The organism is Rossellomorea sp. GAMAL-10_SWC (assembly GCF_049568075.1).
Classification (GTDB): domain Bacteria; phylum Bacillota; class Bacilli; order Bacillales; family Bacillaceae_G; genus Gottfriedia.
Window position 1 is genome coordinate 102,751 of the sequence record NZ_CP144911.1, and the last position, 20,209, is coordinate 122,959.

At 32.5% G+C, this 20,209-nt stretch carries 17 protein-coding genes; 14 read left to right on the forward strand and 3 right to left on the reverse strand.

Features of this window, described 5'->3' with window-relative positions; all coding sequences use genetic code 11:
- Position 1 precedes the first annotated feature (1 nt).
- From V5E38_RS00515 to V5E38_RS00525, 3 genes are read left to right on the forward strand one after another with little or no spacing between them, the layout of a single operon-like run.
- Positions 2–1,360, forward strand: a complete 1,359-nt coding sequence (locus V5E38_RS00515) for a sensor histidine kinase (protein WP_499211779.1) — start codon at positions 2–4, stop codon at positions 1,358–1,360.
- A gap of 40 nt (positions 1,361–1,400) precedes the next feature.
- Positions 1,401–2,714 (forward strand): VTT domain-containing protein, encoded by a 1,314-nt coding sequence (locus tag V5E38_RS00520; RefSeq protein WP_499211780.1) that lies wholly within the window; start codon positions 1,401–1,403, stop codon positions 2,712–2,714.
- A gap of 41 nt (positions 2,715–2,755) precedes the next feature.
- Positions 2,756–3,916, forward strand: coding sequence for an MFS transporter (locus V5E38_RS00525; RefSeq protein ID WP_499211781.1), 1,161 nt, complete (start codon positions 2,756–2,758; stop codon positions 3,914–3,916).
- Positions 3,917–4,071: 155 nt separating this feature from the next.
- On the opposite strand, the gene bioA is transcribed toward V5E38_RS00525, so the two are convergent.
- A complete protein-coding gene (gene bioA, locus V5E38_RS00530) occupies positions 4,072–5,430 on the reverse strand; it encodes an aminotransferase family protein (RefSeq protein WP_499211782.1) in 1,359 nt (452 codons plus the stop codon).
- A 140-nt stretch (positions 5,431–5,570) separates the two neighbouring features.
- On the opposite strand from bioA, the gene V5E38_RS00535 reads away from it, so the two are divergent.
- Genes V5E38_RS00535 through bioB form a run of 3 tightly spaced genes read left to right on the forward strand, consistent with a single transcriptional unit; the run spans position 5,571 to position 7,843 of the window.
- The gene (locus V5E38_RS00535) at positions 5,571–6,143 is read left to right on the forward strand and encodes a biotin transporter BioY (RefSeq protein WP_499211783.1); all 573 of its coding nucleotides are present in this window, start codon (positions 5,571–5,573) and stop codon (positions 6,141–6,143) included.
- A gap of 1 nt (position 6,144) precedes the next feature.
- Positions 6,145–6,831 (forward strand): ATP-dependent dethiobiotin synthetase BioD, encoded by a 687-nt coding sequence (gene bioD / locus V5E38_RS00540; protein ID WP_499211784.1) that lies wholly within the window; start codon positions 6,145–6,147, stop codon positions 6,829–6,831.
- Between the two features lie 16 nt (positions 6,832–6,847).
- Complete coding sequence (gene bioB / locus V5E38_RS00545) at positions 6,848–7,843, forward strand: biotin synthase BioB (protein ID WP_499211785.1); 996 nt, start codon at positions 6,848–6,850, stop codon at positions 7,841–7,843.
- A 78-nt stretch (positions 7,844–7,921) separates the two neighbouring features.
- Here bioB and pgmB read toward each other — a convergent pair whose 3' ends face one another.
- Together pgmB and V5E38_RS00555 are read right to left on the reverse strand one after the other, a co-directional pair.
- Positions 7,922–8,593 (reverse strand): beta-phosphoglucomutase, encoded by a 672-nt coding sequence (gene pgmB / locus V5E38_RS00550; protein WP_499211786.1) that lies wholly within the window; start codon positions 8,591–8,593, stop codon positions 7,922–7,924.
- Positions 8,594–8,615: 22 nt separating this feature from the next.
- Positions 8,616–9,635: a LacI family DNA-binding transcriptional regulator gene (locus V5E38_RS00555; RefSeq protein ID WP_499211787.1), complete on the reverse strand. Its 1,020-nt coding sequence runs from the start codon at positions 9,633–9,635 to the stop codon at positions 8,616–8,618.
- Positions 9,636–10,132: 497 nt separating this feature from the next.
- On the opposite strand from V5E38_RS00555, the gene V5E38_RS00560 reads away from it, so the two are divergent.
- The 8 genes from V5E38_RS00560 to V5E38_RS00595 all read left to right on the forward strand — a co-directional run bounded on the left by V5E38_RS00560 (position 10,133) and on the right by V5E38_RS00595 (position 20,205).
- Positions 10,133–11,815: an alpha-amylase family glycosyl hydrolase gene (locus V5E38_RS00560; RefSeq protein WP_499211788.1), complete on the forward strand. Its 1,683-nt coding sequence runs from the start codon at positions 10,133–10,135 to the stop codon at positions 11,813–11,815.
- Between the two features lie 11 nt (positions 11,816–11,826).
- Positions 11,827–13,113, forward strand: coding sequence for an ABC transporter substrate-binding protein (locus V5E38_RS00565; protein ID WP_499211789.1), 1,287 nt, complete (start codon positions 11,827–11,829; stop codon positions 13,111–13,113).
- A gap of 157 nt (positions 13,114–13,270) precedes the next feature.
- Positions 13,271–14,155, forward strand: coding sequence for a carbohydrate ABC transporter permease (locus tag V5E38_RS00570; protein ID WP_499211790.1), 885 nt, complete (start codon positions 13,271–13,273; stop codon positions 14,153–14,155).
- Positions 14,139–14,993, forward strand: coding sequence for a carbohydrate ABC transporter permease (locus V5E38_RS00575; RefSeq protein ID WP_499211791.1), 855 nt, complete (start codon positions 14,139–14,141; stop codon positions 14,991–14,993). Before V5E38_RS00570 ends, V5E38_RS00575 begins: the two co-directional genes overlap by 17 nt.
- 35 nt (positions 14,994–15,028) lie before the next feature.
- Positions 15,029–16,087 carry a zinc-dependent alcohol dehydrogenase gene (locus V5E38_RS00580; RefSeq protein ID WP_499211792.1) on the forward strand — a complete coding sequence of 353 codons (1,059 nt, stop codon included), beginning with the start codon at positions 15,029–15,031 and terminating at the stop codon, positions 16,085–16,087.
- Between the two features lie 53 nt (positions 16,088–16,140).
- On the forward strand, positions 16,141–16,935 hold the full coding sequence (locus V5E38_RS00585) for a sugar phosphate isomerase/epimerase family protein (RefSeq protein WP_499211793.1): 795 nt from the start codon (positions 16,141–16,143) through the stop codon (positions 16,933–16,935).
- Positions 16,936–16,951: 16 nt separating this feature from the next.
- The gene (locus V5E38_RS00590; RefSeq protein ID WP_499213485.1) at positions 16,952–17,986 is read left to right on the forward strand and encodes a Gfo/Idh/MocA family protein; all 1,035 of its coding nucleotides are present in this window, start codon (positions 16,952–16,954) and stop codon (positions 17,984–17,986) included.
- A complete protein-coding gene (locus tag V5E38_RS00595) occupies positions 17,983–20,205 on the forward strand; it encodes a glycoside hydrolase family 65 protein (protein ID WP_499211794.1) in 2,223 nt (740 codons plus the stop codon). The genes V5E38_RS00590 and V5E38_RS00595 overlap by 4 nt, the downstream gene beginning before the upstream one ends.
- Positions 20,206–20,209: the final 4 nt, after the last annotated feature.

A 20,209-nucleotide genomic window follows, 5' to 3' on the forward strand; every position in this document is an offset into this window, starting at 1 on the left:
GATGAAAATAACAACTAAAATAAATTTATTAATTACTTCATGGATCTTAATCATCCTAATTTTAATTAACGGCTTAGTTTTTTATTTGTTTATGACAACAACTGTAAATATGGAAGAACATGTTGTAAGTCAAAAGGCGCATGAAATTTTAAAAAAACATGAAATCCATAACTCTTTGGTGTTAAATGAAGAAGCATTATATCCATTTATGTCTAATCATTCTTATATTCGAATCATTGATCCAAACTCTAATATTGTGACAGAAATTAGTAATGATAAACTACTGAATCGTATTAAACCTAAGTTCACTAAAAAAGAAGAAACGAAGCTAATCCCTTTTAGTGAGCATCAAAATATAGTCGTACGCGTACCAATTTTACAGAACCAAAAAGTGATTGGAACGCTTGAAATTGGTGAGCTGTTAGTAGGACTTGAAGGTCGGAAAGATTTGTTATTAACAATAATGGCGATTGTTACTGGTGTCTCTGCAATTTTATCAATGATGGCTGGAAGATGGTTAACACGCATCATTATGAACCCAATTACTTCTATGATTACTACGATGGAAGATATTGAAAAAAGTGGGGTTCCAAAAAAGATTTTAATAAAAAATGAAACGAAAGATGAATTGCATAAAATGGCAAGCACGTTTAATCGAATGATCAGTAGGTTACAAGAAAACATCGAAAAGCAGAAACAGTTTGTTTCAGATGCTTCTCATGAGTTAAAAACTCCGATTACTGTCATTAGTAGCTTTGCTAATTTATTAAGAAGACGTGGTTTGAAAAATGAGGAAATGGCGACGGAAGCAATAGAAACGATATATTCTGAAGCCAACCGTATGCAAGATTTAACAAAAACGTTATTAGCTTTAGCCGAATCAGAGAATTTAAAGAATATCGAAATGAATCCAGTAGATCTAGTTGCTTTATGTAATTCGACTTTAGTACAACTGCAAAATGTATATAAACGAGAAATTTCTTTCCACGCACAAAAACAGAAAATAGTAATCAAAGGTAATGAACTTAAAATTAAACAAGTAATTATTATCTTCTTAGATAATGCTATAAAGTACAGTTCAGACAAAATTGAGGTAAGCATTAGTTGTAGTAGTGAAACAGCTATTCTTTCAATAAAAGATTACGGAATTGGGATTCGAGAGGAAGAATTAGAAAATATTTTTGAACGATTTTATCGAGTTGATAAAGCGCGTAGCCGTGAAACCAGTGGTGGCACTGGACTTGGTCTTTCAATTGCAAAAAATATAATTAGCTTGCATAATGGGAAAATTAATTTTAAAAGTGTTGAAAATGTAGGAACGGAAGTAGAGGTAGTATTTCCCCTAGATGAGTTTAAGTGAAAATAATCAGTACATGAGTATTGAAGATTGAGGTTTTAATATGAACGAAATCATCCACTTATTAAATCAATATGGCTATATCATCTTATTTCTATCATTGATGTTGGAATTGATCATAGTTCCTATTCCGAATGAAGCATTAATGAGTTATGTAGGTGTTTTATGTTTTCATGGGAAAATGAATATTGTTTTGTCCATTATTTCTGCTGGCCTTGGAGGAATTGTTGGGGTAACAATCTCTTATTGGTTAGGATATAAACTTGGTACACCGTTTTTTCGCAAATTTGGACGCTATATCCATATGGGTCCTGAAAAGATCGAAAAGATGTCAAAATGGTATGAAAAATATGGGAAGGTATTATTATTAGTATCTTACTTTATTCCAGGGATTAGACATTTCGCAAGCATCATATCTGGAATCATTAAATTACCGTATCGATCCTTTGCTTTTTTTTCCTATATAGGTGTATTTCTTTGGATTGGAACCTTTATATGGTTAGGGCAGATTATGGGACCTAAATGGGATATTTATCAAGTAGAAATTAAAAAGTGGTTAGTATTAGGTAGCATTTTATTAGGTATTATCGTACTTACATTATTTGTTGTTAGAACAAATAAGGAAATAATAAAAGAGTCATTACTATTAATTTTTGAATCAAGTTTCAAGAGATTTAAAAGTTTCATGAAATTAAAGTTGATCATCCTAACATGTTTAATTTTTTTCGTTACGTTCATTATCTTAATGATCGGGTTAATTCAGGACAAAATCAGTAATGAATTTGATAAATTCAATTCCGTATTCAAGACCATTGTTTTTAATTTATTTAATCAAAATTGGCATGGGAGTATGAACTTTATTTATTCATTATCGACATGGAAGGTTTTATTGGCAGTCTCACTTGCTACCATTCTTGTCATATTAATAAACAACAAAAATAAATGGCTAGAATTGCTCTTTTTTATCGCTAGTTTAGCTGGAATTGTTATACTTTCCGTTGGGATTCCTTGGATCTTCAACTTTATGTTAGGTAGTAATGTAAGTAAAAACTTTCCAAATGAAAAATCTATGTTGATTTTGACAGTATTAGGTTACTTCATTATTATGTTAATTCGGCATAACAAAGCTTATTTACTTAATATCGTAATGTTCTTCTGTTTTATTTTTGTTGTTCTACTATTTTCTATAAGCAGCGTCTATTTGCACCACTTATTGCCTAGTGACATTGCCGCTGGATTTGTTTTCAGCTCAGTTTGGTTAAGCGGAATCATATTCTCACTAGAGTTGTTTCGATTTGTCTCGCTGTTGAAAGAGAATATACGTGAGGAAAAATTATTAAAAAAGCAAGTCGAATGACTGTAATCTTCTTTTATTACGATTTAAGGAGGTAATGGATTATGAGAGGCAAGAATGTGTGGATATTAAGTCTGGTCAGCTTTTTTACAGACATGGGTACTTACATGGTAACACCGTTAATCCCTATTATTCTGTCAGCCTCAGGTCCTTTTATAATCGGTCTTATTGACGGCTTATCCGAAAGTCTGGCTAGTGTATTAAAGTTATATTCTGGTAAGCGTTCAGATCGACTGAAGAACAGAAAAAACTTGGCGATTGTAGGATATGGGTTATCAGGTATAGGAAGGCTTGTTCTAATTTTTTCAAGTTCATGGATCGGAGTTTTCATTTGGAAGCTAGTTGATCGAACTGGAAAGGGAATTCGTACAGCCCCAAGAGACGCTTTAATATCAGAATCTGGTGGGAAAAATAAGCAAGGTAGAGTTTTCGGTATTCATCAAATGATGGATATGTTAGGAGCTTCTTTAGGAATAGGAACAGCCATTGTTATTTTGCAAGCGGTAGGAAATAAAAACATTAAGGATGTGTTTTTATATTCATTGATTCCTATAACAATTGGATGGATTATTTTATTTAGCGTAAAGGAAAGAATAAATATACCAATTGGGCAACCAAATAAGCCATCAAGAAAGTTAGATTTTAAATGGGAACTTTTAGATTCCAGTATAAAGAAACTATTATTAATTGTACTATTGTTTACAATTGTAAATTCATCCAATTCTTTTTTGTTATTAAGAGCGGCAAATCTTGGATTCTCGAATCAAAGTGTCTTATTAATGTATTTACTATTTCATTTAACAGCTTCTTCTTTTTCTTATATTTCAGGTGCTTTTTCCGATAAATATGGACGTAGAGGAATACTAACGGCTGGGTATGCTTTATATGGAATCGTTTATATCGGATTTGCAGAAGTTCACTCAGCCACTGGTCTAGTCATTCTATTTATTCTATACGGACTTTATTCAGCATTAACAAAAGGGGTTGAAAAAGCACTTGTCGTAGAATTAGCGAGCCCTGATTCGAAGGGAACGGCACTCGGTTTCTATGCGATGGTTTCCGGAATTGGATTTTTTCCAGCTTCGTTGCTAACAGGATGGTTATGGCAACAATTTGGAGCGACTACTTCATTTTATATTAATGGAGTGATTGCATTATTTACTGCTTTATTGTTAACGAGAACGTTAAAGAAATTTAAGAAGTGACTAAAAAACTAAATAGATTATTGGAAAAAAACAGAAAAACCAACATGAAGAGTTTTTCTGTTTTTTTCTGGAAAATTAATGATGATTAAGCCATTCTAGCTCAACCTTTAAAAGAATGATAAGTTTATCAAAAAGTTAAAACTCAAGTGACTAGTTTACATTTCTGTAACTTCAGAAATAGCGCGATAAAGAATATCAATCATCTCATCAAGCTCCGATTCCTTTGAAGCTAATGGAGGCATAAATACAATAACATTTCCAAGGGGACGGGTGAGTAGTCCAAGCTCTTTTGCTCTTTTGGTTACTCTCACACCAATTCGTTCGTTCCAATGGAAAGCTTCTTTAGTATCCTTTGATTTTACTAGTTCAATTCCAATCATCAAACCACTTTGACGTATATCTCCAACATGTTTAAACTCATTAAATTGCATCAGTTTCTCTTGGACATAAGATGCGATTGTTTCGACATGTTGTAATAATTTCTTTTTATTAAATAAATCTAGATTCGCTAATGCAACAGCGCATCCAAGGGGATTACCTGTATAGCTGTGCCCATGAAAAAAAGTTTTTTGTTCTTCATATGTACCTAAAAATGCTTCGTAAATTTTGTTAGTCGTTAAAGTTGCTGCAACTGGTAAATAGCCACCAGTTAACCCTTTGCCACAAGTTAAAATATCTGGCGTAACTCCTTCTAGTTCACAAGCAAACATTTTACCTGTTCGACCAAATCCTGTTGCAACTTCATCAGCAATTAACAATACATCGTACTTTATGCATAATTCCTGTATTGCTTTTAAATAGCCTTTTGGCATGACAATAATACCACTAGCTCCTTGAACAATTGGTTCAATAATTAATGCCGCAATTGAGTTAGCCTTTTCGATGAATAAATTTTCAACCTCTTTTAAATAGGAATTGATTATTTCTTCTTCAGTTCCCACATATTTAGAACGATAAAGATGTGGATAGGAAACCTTTAAACTTGGAAACATTAACTCGTTATATGCTTGATGATACAAGTCGATTGCCCCTACGGACACTGCTCCGATTGTATCTCCGTGATAAGCTTCCTTCATTGTAACAAAAGTATTTTTACCGGATCTTCCTATGTTTCGCCAATATTGATACGCCATTTTAATCGCAATTTCTACTGAGGTAGCACCTGAGTCTGAATAAAAAACTTTCTCTAATCCGCTTGGAGAGATTTCAACTAGTCTCTCTGCTAAAAGAATTGCAGGTATATTGGCCATTCCAAGAAGTGTTGAATGGGCAACCTTCTCTAATTGTTCATGAATGGCTTCATTTAATTCTTGAATATTATGACCGTGAACATTTAACCAAATAGAGGATACACCATCGTAATATTCATTGCCTAATACATCATATAGTTTTCGATCTTTACCATGTGAAATAATTAGCGGATCTTCGTTTAAATAATCCTTCATTTGAGTAAAAGGGTGCCAAAGATATTGTTTATTTTTTTTAGATAAATCTTGATAGAGTTCATGGTTCATATATGTTCCCCCCCTGTTTTATATGTTAACCTTATATAATAGTTTGGTTGACATATATTTCAATTGCATGTTAATTTAATTTTGTGAGTTTGTCAAATTTTGCTAAATTATCAAACTCATAAACTAATAGGGGGGATACGATGCAAAATAGAACTTTATCACTAACAGTAATCTCATTATTTGCCTCACTAACATCGATCGGAGCCTTTATAAAGATTCCTTTACCAGTGATTCCTTTTACGCTTCAAATTCTTTTCGTGTTTTTAGCAGGCTGCCTTTTAGGAAGTAAAAAGGGGATGATGAGTCAACTACTGTATGTTGGAATTGGATTAATCGGAATACCAGTATTTGCTTCGGGTGGCGGACCTGAATATGTTTTAAAACCAACATTTGGCTATTTAATCGGTTTCATTATTGCTGCGTTTGTAATTGGATCAATTGTTGAAAAAACAAAGAAACCAAAACTTAAGAATTTTATTTTTGCTAATGTAATCGGATTAATTATTGTTTATATTTTAGGCATTACATATGTATATATTTCATTAAACACTTGGTTAGATAGTCCCGTTTCATTAAAAGAAGTTCTTATGATGGGACTCGTATATAGTATTGGACAAGATTTATTACTAGCTGTTTTTGGGGGAGTATTAGCGGTGCGCCTACATTCCCATTTTGCAAAAGCTAGAGAAAATGAAAAAAAGGTGGCTGCTTAAGATGGGAAAAGGATATTTTGTTACTGGTATCGATACGAATATTGGAAAAACTTATGTTACTGCCCAAATGGTGGATTGCTTGCAGAAAAAAGGAATTGATGCAATACCCTATAAACCAATACAAAGTGGAGTCGTTAATATTAACGATAGACTCATAGGGGAAGATACAGCCTTTTATAAAGAGAAGCTAGAACTAACAGAAGAGCATGATTACTACAGTACATATACATTGAAAACACCAGTCTCACCACATTTAGCTAGTAAACTAGAAGATGTCTATATTGATGAGCAAGTTATTTTAGAAAAATATAAGCAATTAGAAAATAAGCATGATGTTGTTTTTGTTGAAGGAGCGGGTGGAGTTGCGGTTCCGTTAAAAGAAAATTTTGGAACGATTGATTTAATAAAACTATTAAACTTACCAGTAATCCTTGTTACATCATTAAAGCTAGGAACAATTAATCATACTGTATTAACAACTGAATATTTAAAATCACATCAAATTAATCTAATGGGATTATTAATTAATAAAGTACCATCAGTTATGGGTGAAATGGAAAAAGATAATTTAGTTATGCTAGAAAAATTAACAGGTCATAACGTTCTTGGTGTTATACCGGAGCAGATGGATTTTTTTACAGAAACATCTATTTTAGAATTCCAAGAATTATTAACGAAAAATCAATGAAATGGTGAGTGATGATATGAATTGGACTAAATTAGCGCAAGAGGTTATTTTAGGTAAAGAAATTTCAGATGAGGAAGCTTTAAGCATCTTGTCATGTGAAGATGATAAATTACTTTCACTTTTAAACGGTGCATTTATCATAAGGAAACATTATTATGGAAAAAAAGTTAAACTTAATATGATCATTAATGCTAAAAGTGGTTATTGTCCTGAGGATTGCGGTTATTGTTCCCAGTCTTCAATTTCTAGTGCACCGATTGAGAAATATCCTTTTCTATCTAAAGAAGAAATTCTTGATGGGGCAAAGCGTGCTTTTGAATTAAAAGCAGGTACATATTGCATTGTTGCAAGTGGGCGCGGACCAACGAATCGAGATGTAAATGTAGTAACGGATGCAGTTAAGGAAATTAAAGAATTGTATGGTTTGAAAGTATGTGCGTGTTTAGGACTTATTAAGGATCATCAAGCAAATGAACTTAAAGAAGCAGGTGTTGATCGATATAATCATAATTTAAATACATCAGCTGAGCACCATAATTATATTACGACAACTCATACATATCAGGACCGAATCGATACGGTTGAGAAAGTTAAACAGTCAGGTATATCTCCATGTTCAGGAGCTATTATAGGGATGAAAGAAACAAAACAAGATGTTATTTCAATCGCGAGGTCATTACGACAATTGGATGCAGATTCCATTCCGGTAAACTTTTTACATGCTATTGATGGAACGAAACTAGAAGGCGTGAACGAATTAAATCCGCGTTATTGTTTAAAAGTATTAGCACTATTCCGCTTTATTAATCCAACGAAAGAAATTCGAATTTCTGGAGGACGAGAAGTAAATCTGCGCAGTTTACAACCACTAGGACTGTATGCTGCAAATAGTATTTTTATAGGTGATTATTTGACTACGGAAGGTCAGGAGACAAATAGTGACCATGCAATGCTAGAAGATTTAGGGTTTGAGATTGAATTGGTTGGAAAACAAGAAGAGATATTTTCATAATAAAAAAAAACGAAAATCTTAAAAATGAGATTTTCGTTTTTTGGGGTTATATAGATGAACAAGTTATTCTTATATAATTTATGATGCTGAATACTTATCAATAATTCTATTAAGCTCTAATTCTTCTGTTGATGATAAAACAAAATTAGCATGGCTTAAAATTGTAGAATCTCCAATTGCAATAGAGAACATATTTGCAGCATTAATTGCTTCAACTCCTGCAGATGCATCCTCCACACCGATACAGTTTTCAGGGTTAGCCGAAACTGCATTAGCAGCTTTTAGAAATACCTCTGGATCTGGTTTTGAATTGACGACCGTTGCAGCGTCAACAATATGATCAAAATACGAGGTAATTCCTAAAGCATTAGCAACCATTAATGCATTCTTTGAAGCCGAAGCCATCGCAATTTTAATGCCTGCTTTCTTGATTTGAAGTAAGAAAGATTCAATTCCTGGTAATAGGTCCTTTTCAGAAATATTACGGATTAGTTCAACATAATGAGCATTCTTTTTCGTTGCTAACTCATCTTTTGCAGCTTCGGAGAAATCATTTTGTCTTTCTCCTAATTCTAGGATTCTTTCTAATGAATCTGTTCGGCTTACTCCTTTTAGCGTTTCATTAAACTCTCGGTCAAAAGGAATTCCTAAATCTTCACCTAGTTTTTTCCATGCTAAATAATGAAATTCAGCAGTATCCGTAATTACGCCATCTAAGTCAAAAATAATCGCTTCAATTTGTTTATTCAAAATGGTACCCCCGTTACTTCAATCAATTTATTTTGGCAACTGATTTTCGTTCGACCAGCTTTGTTGGAACAATAATGTGCTCTGATTTTTCAGGTTCATTTTTTATTCGCTTAAACAGTAGGTCTGTAGCTATTTCACCAAGCTTCATAATCGGAATTTCAATCCCAGTTAGAGGTGGTGAGAATAAAGGTGAAAAAATGCCATTATTATATCCAATAATTGATATATCTTTTGGAATAGATATTCCTAACTTTGCAGTTGTATTATAGAGTCCAATAACCTTTAGATCATCTATCGCAAAAATTGCAGTAGGTAAATCTTTTGATTTCAAAAGTGATTCGGAAACTTCATATGCACTTTCCATTGTATAACCACTATCAATAATTCGATCAGGGCGAAGTGGAATTCCGTTATCAACTAAACATTTTTTATATCCTTCCAATCTGTCAATCGATACATGGTAATCGAGAGAAGAATGAAGACATGCAATGTCAGTGTGTCCTTGATCGATTAAGTGTTGGACTAATTGATAACTATCATTAAAATTATCAGTATCCACTGAATAAATATGTTGATAATTTCCTTCAACTCTTCCAATAACTACTACTGGAATTTCATATTTATCTAATTCTTTGAAAAAGTCTTCATTGGCAGGTGAACTCAGCATTAGAATTCCCTTAATCATTTTCCCTCGAATTTTCTCGATACATTTATTTAATTCATCTTTGCTATTTTTAGATGTTTGGATAATGACATCGAAATTTTCTACTTCTGATCTCGTTGAAATAGAGTGAATAATTTCAGAAAAAAACGTGTTTCCGGCAGTTGTTTTCGTAGAACGAGACATCACCAATATTGCATCAAAGCCTGATGATGTAAGTGCTCGAGCTAATTTGTTTGGCTGATAATTTAATTCTTCAATTGCCTTCATTACTCGATTTCGACTTTCTTCTGAAATATTATCTTTATTATTTAGCACTCGAGATACAGTGGACTTTGAAACGTTAGCTACACGAGCAATATCATAAATTGTAGGGCCCATTTGTATACTCCATTCTGGTTTAAAGTAATTTTAGTAAAAACGTTTACATTTTATCGCTATTAATTATTTTAAAAAAATTATGATCATATAACATTTAAAAAAATATATCAAAATATTTTTTTGTGACTTATAGCTAGGAGCGGCTTCCAAAAAAATATTGTTCATAATATACATTGATAGTAACGATTTATTTTAAAATTTGTCAAGACTGTGAACAGCGAATAGTAAAATTAAACTTGTTTCATGTTGTAATTATTACAAGGGCAATTATAGGGAGAATAGGAAAAAGTAGCAATACTAAATGGTGAGTAATAAAAATAAAACGTAATAAATTATTCTATTAAAGTAAATAGAGTGTAAATAAAAAAATAAATTTTTATAAATATTTTAAATTGACAGTAAGCGCTTTCTATAATATATTGAATTTGGGAGCGGTACCAAACGTGTACCAACTTTTTTTACATCTCTGTGGGAGCGATACCACAAGGAGGGATCATATGAGTAAAATAAAAGAAAGATTAGCTTTTATTTATAAAAATGAAGATATAAAACAGATTAATAGCATAATAGAGAAACGAATTGAAGAAGCTAAATTGAACATTACTAAAAAAAGAAAACAAAATTGGGATGAGTCAGATGTTGTTTTAATTACTTATGGCGATCAGTTTCAAGAAGATGGAAAACCAACATTAGAAACATTTAAAAAAATGTTTGATGAACATTTAGCTAATAAATTTGAACTTGTTCATATTTTACCTTTTTATCCTTATACATCAGATGATGGTTTTTCAGTAGTTGACTATAAAAAAGTTAATCCTGAATTAGGAGATTGGTCACATATTGAGAATTTATCAAAATCAACGAGAATCATGTTTGATTATGTATGTAATCACATTTCTAGTAAGAGTGAATGGTTCCAAGGCTATTTGAATGGTGATTCAAAATATAAAGATTACTTCGTCGAAATGGATCCATCAATTGATTTAAGCTCAGTAACTAGACCTAGAGCACTTCCATTGCTATCAAAGTTTAATTTAGCGAATGGTGAGGAAAAATACATTTGGACAACATTTAGTGACGATCAAATTGATTTGAACTTTAGTAATCCACAAGTTTTATTAGATATGGTTGATGTTTTACTGTTTTACCTGGAACAAGGAGCAGAATATGTAAGACTTGATGCTGTAGGATATATGTGGAAGGAAGTTGGAACTTCTTGTATCCACCTAGAAAAGACGCATGAAATCGTTAAATTATTCCGTGATTTATTAGATGAAGCTGCAAAAGGCACAGTAATGATTACTGAAACAAATGTACCTCATTTGGATAATATTTCTTATTTCGGTAACGGACATGATGAAGCGCATATGGTTTACCAATTTCCACTGCCTCCATTAGTTTTATACTCACTTCATAAAGGAAATGGAAGTGCATTAACAAATTGGGCAAAAAATCTTGAAGGATCTGGAGAAGAAACAACGTTCTTCAACTTCTTGGCTTCTCATGATGGAATTGGTTTAAATCCGATTCGTGGGATTATTCCTGAAGAAGAAATACTTTCATTAGTAGAAGATTTAAAAGTAGAAGGTGCACTTGTAAATTATAAGAAAAATTCAGATGGTACTGAAAGTCCATATGAAATTAATGTAACTTACTTAGATGCTTTAAATAAACAATCATCTAGTGATGAACTAAGAGTAAAGAAATTCTTATTGGCACATTCAATTTTACTAACATTCCAAGGAGTACCAGCAATTTATATTCAAAGTATGCTTGGTTCAAGAAATGATTATGCAGGTGTTGAAAGAACAGGTATGAATCGTTCGATTAATCGTCAAAAATATTCATTTGTTGAAATTGAAAATGAATTAAATGAAGTTGGATCATTAAGAAATAAGATTTTTACAGAACTTACAAATATTATTCGAATACGTAAAGAAGAAAAACTATTTAATCCGAATACAAAAATGGAAGTACTTGATCTGAACGAAAATGTATTCGCTATTAAACGAGTAGATGAAGAAGATAGCATTGTCATTCTTCATAATCTTTCAAATGAAAAAGTTATATGCAGTTTCAATGGAAAATATTTAAATATTTTAACTGAAGAAGTTGAAGAATTTAATGAATCTATTTCTTTAGATCCATATCAATACATTTGGTTAAAACCAGTAAATTAGGAGGAAGAACAATGAAGAAATTTCTAAGTATGTTCTTGGTTTTAATGTTAGCTGTTGGATTAACAGCTTGTGGTGGTAAAAAAGAGGATGGTAAAGTAACGATTGAATTTATGCATTCTTCTGTTGAACAAGAAAGATTAGCGGTTATTACAGACTTAATTTCAAAATTTGAAAAAGCAAATCCAAATATTAAAGTAAAGCAAGTTCCAGTTGAGGAAGATGCTTATAATACAAAGGTTGTAACGTTAGCAAGCTCTGGTAAACTTCCAGCAGTAATTGAAGTTGGACAAGACTATGCAAAAGTTATGGACAAAGATGAATTAATTGATAAAGATGCAGTTAAATCAGTCATCTCTAAAGTTGGAGAAGATAAGTATTATGAAGGTGCGTTAAAGCTTTTAAAAACTGAGGACGGCAAAAATTATACAGGTGTACCAATTAGTGGTTGGGTTCAAGGAATTTGGTATAACAAGCAAATGCTTGAGGATAAAGGATTCGCAGAACCTAAAAACTGGGATGATGTTTTAAAGATTGCAAAGGCATTTACGAATAGTGGAAGTAAAAAATACGGTATTGCACTTCCAACTGTTGAAGGTGGTTTTTCTGAGCAAGCCTTCTCACAATTTGCTTTATCAAATAATGCAAATATGTTCGATAGCAAAGGTAATTTAACATTAGATACACCTGAAATGAAAGAAGCTGTAAGTTACTACAAAGAATTATCAAAATACACAATGCCAGGTTCTAATGATGTTACTGAAGTAAAAGATGCGTTTATGAATGGAACTGCTCCAATGGCCGTTTACTCAACTTATATTCTTCCTTCAGTATATGAAGAAGGAAAAACAAACAATATTGGATTTGTCATTCCAACTGAAAAAACAAAAGCAGTTTATGGAACAGTATCTGCTTACACGATTTCTTCTGGTTTAGATGATGACCAAAAAGCTGCAGCAGAAAAATTAGTAGAGTTTATGGCAAAACCTGAAAATAATACGAAGTTAGTATTAATGTCCCCAGGTGGATCTCAACCAGTAAATAAAGATGTAACAGAAAGCAAAGAATATAAAGAAAATAAAGTTGTCAATTCATTTGGTGAGCTTTCAACTGAAATCGCAAGCGCGTTTGATAACATTCAAGTATTTGGTCTTGTTGATAACAAGAACTTCTTAAAAATGGGTGATGTTACAAGTTCAGGAGCAGTTGCCAAGTTAATTAATGAAGTGACTGTTGGTGGAAAAAGCGTAGATTCTGCTATTAAAGAAGCGGGAGAAAAATTAAAAGGTGTAATAAAATAATTACTTTTAATACCAAGTATTAATTATTTGATTCTTAATTACTGAAAGTTGTTTAAGAAGAACGAACGCTTGAAAAGCAAGCTAAGTTGCTTTTTAAACAACTTTTCTTTATCACCAATCTATCAAATGAGAGAATAGATTGTTTTTAGGAGGTAGTATGAAACCGATTGTCCGAAAAAAATCTGATATAAAGCTAGCCATGGTACTACTTTTACCAAGTATTTTACTTCTATTATTACTAGTTGCTTATCCGATGTTATCTAATATAAAAATAAGTTTTTTTGATCAGCCAATTAACCCTAGATTACCAGCTAAGTTTGTTGGTTTATCTCACTACACAGATGTTCTTAAAGATATTGAGTTTTATAAATCTCTAGGAATTACCATTCTATATACAGTATTAACTGTAGTTGGTAGTACTGTAGTTGGTCTTGGTGTTGCATTATTCTTTAATCGACCATTTAAGTTTCGTAAAACTGCTCGTTCTTTAATTATCTTGTCTTATGTAACGCCATCTATCTCATTAGTTTTTGCTTGGAAATATATGTTTAATAACTCATATGGGATTATTAATTACTTGGGAACGGATGTTTTCCATCTATTTAAAACTGCACCACTATGGTTTGATAATCCAGTTAGTAGTTTTATAGTTGTAGTCGTATTTGCAATTTGGAAGTATTTCCCTTATGCGTTTATTTCGTTTTTAGCAATTTTGCAAACGATTGATAAGTCATTATACGAAGCTGCTGATATTGATGGAGCTTCACTTTGGCAAAAGTTTAAGGTTGTAACTTTACCAGCAATTATGCCGGTATTACTAACTGTTGTAACTTTAAGATTTATTTGGATGTTCTACATGTTTACAGATGTTTATTTGTTAACAAACAAAGTAAATATTTTAGGTATTTATTTATACGAAACAGCGTTTGCTTTCAATAATCTAGGAAAAGCATCGTCAATTTCAGTAATCTTATTCATCATATTATTCATTGTTATTATCGTATCAAGAAAGAGGGTGAACTTAAATGGCAGCAGTAAGTAGCAAAAGAAATAAAATTATTAAGAAAACTGGTTTCTACGTTGTGCTGATCCTAATACTTGGAATCATGTTATTTCCATTCTTTATTATGCTAATGACGTCATTAAAAAGTTCAAAAGAAGCAATTGCAACACATCCGGCAATATTGCCACATGAATGGACTTTCCAGCATTATATTGACATTTTTAATCCAACAATTTTCCCATATTTAAACTACTTCAAAAATAGTTTAATCGTTTCATTAATAGCAGCTTCATTATCAGTAGTACTTGGAATATTAGGAGCTTACGCATTATCGAAACTGAAATTTAAAGGAAGAGTCACAATTAATGCTAGTTTTTACACTGTATATATGTTTTCAGGGATTTTACTAGTAGTACCTTTATTCAAAATAATTTCTGGCTTTGGGTTATATGATACAAAAATGGCATTGATCATTACGATGATTGTGCAAACTCTTCCAACAGCGATTTTTATGTTAAGGAGTTATTTCGATACAATTCCTGAAGATTTAGAAGAAGCGGCTATGATTGATGGCCTTAGTCGATTAAAAATAATCTTCTATATTATTATTCCTTTATCAATATCGGGAATCGTTTCAGTTTTCGTATATGCATTTATGATTGCATGGAATGATTATTTATTTGCATCGATTTTCTTATCAAGTTCAGAAAACTTTACGTTACCAATCGGTTTAAATACTTTATTTAGTACACCAGATTATGTGTGGGGTCGTATGATGGCAGCATCTTTAGTTACAGCTTTACCTGTAGTTATTATGTATGCATTATCTGAGCACTTTATAAAAGGTAACTTAACTGAGGGTGGAGTAAAAGGTTAATTCGAAACGATTTTTTACTGAAAGGATGAAATAAAATGAAAAAATTAGTAGCAGTTGAACCGAGAGTTGCAGCATTAGTTGAGTACGAAGATCGCCCAGTACAACCAAATGAAGTAAAAATTAAAGTAGAATTTGCTTCACCAAAACATGGTACAGAAGTGGTTGATTTTAGAGGACTTAGCCCATTTATTGATGAGGAGTTCAATGAAGAGTGGAAAATGTTTATGCCACGTGAAGAAGGTTCTGCACGTGGAATCGTATTTGGTGAATTTCAATTAGGAAATATGGTTGTAGGTAGTATTTGTGAAATTGGTGATGACGTGACTGAGTATAAATTAGGTGATCAAGTTTGTACTTATGGTCAAATAATGGAAACTGTAATTGTTAATGCTGTAGATAACTATAAATTACGTAAAATGCCAGAAGGTTCAACGTGGAAGAATGCAGTTTATTATGACCCAGCACAATTTGCGATGAGCGGTGTTAGAGACGCAAATGTTAGAGCGGGCGATTACGTAGTAGTTGTCGGTTTGGGTGCGATTGGACAAATTGCAATCCAATTAGCAAAGAAAGCTGGCGCTAGTATTGTAATTGGTGTAGATCCGATTAGTCACAGATGTGATATCGCTTTAAAAAATGGAGCTGACTATTGCTTCGACCCAACAGCTTGTGATTTAGGATACGAAATTAAAAAAATAACAAATAAATTAGGTGCAGATTCAATTATTGAAACTAGTGGTGTTTCAAGTGCACTTCAAGCAGCGTTAAGAGGAATTGCATACGGTGGAACAATTTCTTATATCGCATTTGCAAAACCTTTCCCAGAAGGATTTAATCTTGGTCGTGAAGCTCACTTTAATAATGCAAAGATTGTATTTTCACGAGGCAGTAGTGAACCGAACCCAGATTATCCTCGTTGGTCACGTAAACGTATCGAAAATACTTGTTGGGAATTATTAATGAACGGGTATTTAAATTGTGAAGATTTAATTGAACCAGTTGTTTCGTTTAATGAAGTAGCCGAATCATATATGGAATTTGTTGATCAAAAACCTGAACTAAGTATCAAGATGGGTGTTCAATTCAATAAGTAAAAGAAGAACTTTGGGAGTGTATAGCACTCCCCTCTATTTAGGAGTGAAAAAAGATGAAAATTGGAACACAAAATCAAGCATTTTTCCCAGAAAACATAAAGGAAAAATTTAGCTATTTAAAAGAAATTGGTTTTGAAGGTTTTGAAATCGATGGTAAATATTTAGTTGATCATTTAGATGAGGTTAAAGAAGCAATCGCCGAGACTGGTTTACCTGTAACTACAGCTTGTGGTGGTTATTATGGATGGATTGGCGACTTTATTGAAGAACGTCGACTAAAAGGCTTAGCTGATATTGAAGAAATTTTAAAAGCATTAAAAGAAGTTGGAGGAAAAGGGATTGTCGTTCCAGCAGCATGGGGGATGTTTACATTCCGATTACCACCTATGGCTTCTCCAAGAAGCTTAGAGGGAGACCGAAAAGCTGTTACTGAATCACTTGAATTTCTAGATAAAGTAGCTGGTGAAACAGGAACTATAATTTACTTAGAACCATTAAACAGATATCAAGATCATATGATTAATACTTTGGCTGATGCACGTAAATATATTGAAGATAATCAGTTTGAAAATGTGAAAATAATTGCTGACTTTTATCACATGAATATTGAAGAAGATAGTATATCAGAAGCACTTCACAATAATCGTGATTTAGTTGAACATATTCACATTGCAGATAATCATCGCTTCCAACCGGGGAGTGGATCATTAGATTTTAAAAAGCACTTCGAGCAATTAAGGATTGATGGCTATGATGGTTATTTAACATTTGAATGTCGTGTTCGTGGCACTAACTTAGAGGATGAGTACATTAAAGCATTTCATCATATAAAAGAAGCTTTAAGTTGAAAGGAGTAGCATTGTGATTAAGAAGAGAGTAGCTATTATTGGCGGGGGACAAATAGCTGAAAAAGTTCACGTTGCTTACTATAAAACTAGAGAAGATTTAGAAGTTGTTGCAGTAGTAGGTGTAAATGAAGAATCACTAAGGAGCTTTGCAGAGCGAAATAATATTCCTAACTTTTACACTGATGCTACTGAAATGTATGCAAAAGAAAGACCTGACATTGTTAGTGTTTGTACTCCAAATAAATTTCATTTTGAAAGTGTTATGCAAGCATTAGAAAATAATTGTGATGTTTTTTGTGAGAAACCACCTGCTATCTTAGCTGAAGATGCTAGAAAGATGTATGAAACAGCGATAGAGAAGGGACGTATACTTGCCTATGATTTTCATCACCGTTTTGCTGATGATGTTTCGATCGTAAAAGAAAAAATAGAGCAAGGTTTATTGGGCGAAATTTATTTTGTTAAAGTGAAGGCTTTAAGACGAAATGGCATTCCAGGTTGGGGTAACTTCACTAATAAAGAAATCCAAGGCGGAGGACCACTAATCGATTTAGGAATCCATATGCTTGATACTGCACTTTACGTTTTGGACTATCCAAAGGTTAAAAAAGTAACAGCAAAAATGTTTAAGAAAATTGGTCATAAGAAAGATGAAGGTGCATTTGGTAAATGGGATCCTTCAAAATTTGAAGTAGAAGATTCTTTATTTTCTTATATTGAATTAGAGAATGGATGCTTAATTCAATTAGAAACATCCTTTGCATTGAATATAAAAGAAAAATCAGAAATGAATGTAGAACTTTGTGGAGATCAAGCTGGTGCTTTGATGTTTCCAGCGGAAATCTACACAGATGAAAAAGGAGAGCTTGTAACGCTTTTAAAGAGAGAAGAAGCTGATCCTGACCGTCATTCGAAAAGCATGGCTGCTTTTGTTGATCGTTGTTTAGGGAAGAATGTCATGTTAGCAGATGGAAAACAAGGTTATGCTATCCAACAACTTGTTGAAGCGATCTATCAATCAGCTGAAAAAGGTGAGAGTATATCTTTATGAAAGAAGTAAATGTAATTAACGAAAATAAATTTGATTTACAATCTATCAATAAATACGCAACAATTATGGCTTTAGGAAATGGCTATTTAGGTTTACGAGCAAGTCATGAAGAATACTATTCAGAACAAACTCGAGGAATGTACGTAGCAGGAGTTTATAATAAATTCACAGCAAATGATGTTACAGAAATCGTAAATTTACCAGATTTAATTGGTATGAAGATTGAAATAAATGGCGAGATTTTCTCTGTCCTTACAGGTAAAATCCTTTCTTATGAGCGTATTTTAAATATGCAAAAAGGAGAACTAACAAGAGAAGTCGTATGGAAAAACAAAGATGGTCATCGTTTTTGTTTAAAATTCCAACGATTTGTTTCAAAAGATAATTTACATTTACTTGCATCAAAAATTACTGTGATTAGTTTGGATTGTGATGCATCAATTAAAATAACGACTGGTATTGATGCACAGACATCTAATTTTGGAAAGCAACACCTTTTAGAAGAAAACATTCGTGTGATCGATAAAAAAATCATGCATGCGGTATATAGTACAACTGAAAGTAATCACACAATCGCTTTAGCATCATCATGTAATGTACCTAGTACTAGTAACGTTTCTTTTATGGCAAAGAACCGTCAACTTATGGCAATCATTCAACAAGATTTAACCGTTAATCAGTCGTTCGAATTAGAAAAAATAAGTGCAATCTATACTTCAATTGATAAAGGAAAAGAAGAGCCTACACAAGCTAGTATTCAGGCTGTTCAAGAAAATAGATCAGCTGGATACGATTGTCTACTAGAAAGTTCAGCTATTAAGTGGAATCATTTTTGGGAACAAAAGCGTGTTACCATTTCTTCAAAGGAAGAGATTGATCAAATCGCAATAGACTTTTCACTTTACCATATTGAAATAATGACACCATCACATGATGAAAGGGTTAGTGTTGGAGCAAAGGGTTTAACAGGTGAAGGGTATAAAGGACATGTATTTTGGGATACCGAAATTTTTATTGCACCTTTTCATTTATTTACTGAACCAGAAGTAGCAAGAAAATTATTAACATATCGATATCTTCATATAAAAGAAGCAAAAGATAAAGCCACTAAAAATGGTTATGCTGGAGCTCTTTTCCCTTGGGAAAGTGCATACTCTGGAATGGAGGAAACTCCTGAATATGCAGCTATTAATATATTAACTGGTACTCGTCAAAAGGTTGCTTCAGCTATAGCTGAGCATCATATTGTTGCTGATATTGCTTTTGCAGTATGTCAATACTATGAAAATACATTTGATGATGTATTTATGGCAAATGAAGGTTTAGAATTGTTAAAGGAAACTGCACGTTTTTGGATTAGTCGTACGACTGATGAAAATGAAGTACTTTCAATTAATGATGTAATTGGACCTGATGAATATACAGAACATATTAACAACAATGCTTATACGAACTATATGGCTTATTATAATGTTCAACAGGCATTAAGGTATATGGAAAAGTATCATAAAATAGAAGAAGACCTAGTAAAGAGCGGAAATGACTTTTTAAATCGACTTTACTTACCACAACCAAACGAAGACAAAATTATTCCACAGGATGATACATTTTTAACAAAACCTGAGATTGATTTATCGATTTATAAACAGACACAAGGTAGCCAGGCAATTCTCTTTGATTATACACGACAAGAAGTAAATGAAATGCAGATTTTAAAACAGGCTGATGTAGTTATGCTACTATATCTATTCCCAAATTTATTTGAAGAAGATGTAGTCAAAAAGAATTTGCATTATTATGAGGAGCATACAATTCATGATTCATCACTTAGTAAAGCAATTCATGCAATTGTTGCTGCAAGATGTGGCGAAAAAGAAAATGCTTATCGACTTTTCAGAGAAGCTTGCTTAATCGATTTAGGACCTAATCCGAAGTCATCAGATGAAGGAATTCATGCAGCATCATTAGGTGCTAATTGGTTAGCAATAATTTTTGGTTTTGCAAACATAACGGTGGAAGCAAATAAGTTGAAAATTAATCCAAACTTACCTAAAAATTGGGACAAACTTTCTTTCCCGTTCCAATGGCATGGTAAAAATCTTGAGATTTCAATTACGCAAGAATCTGTAATGGTGACTAAACATACTGATACAGAGGTTGCAATTGAAATTAATGGTGAATTATTTAACGTAACAGATCAAATTATCGCTTCACTTTAAGGAG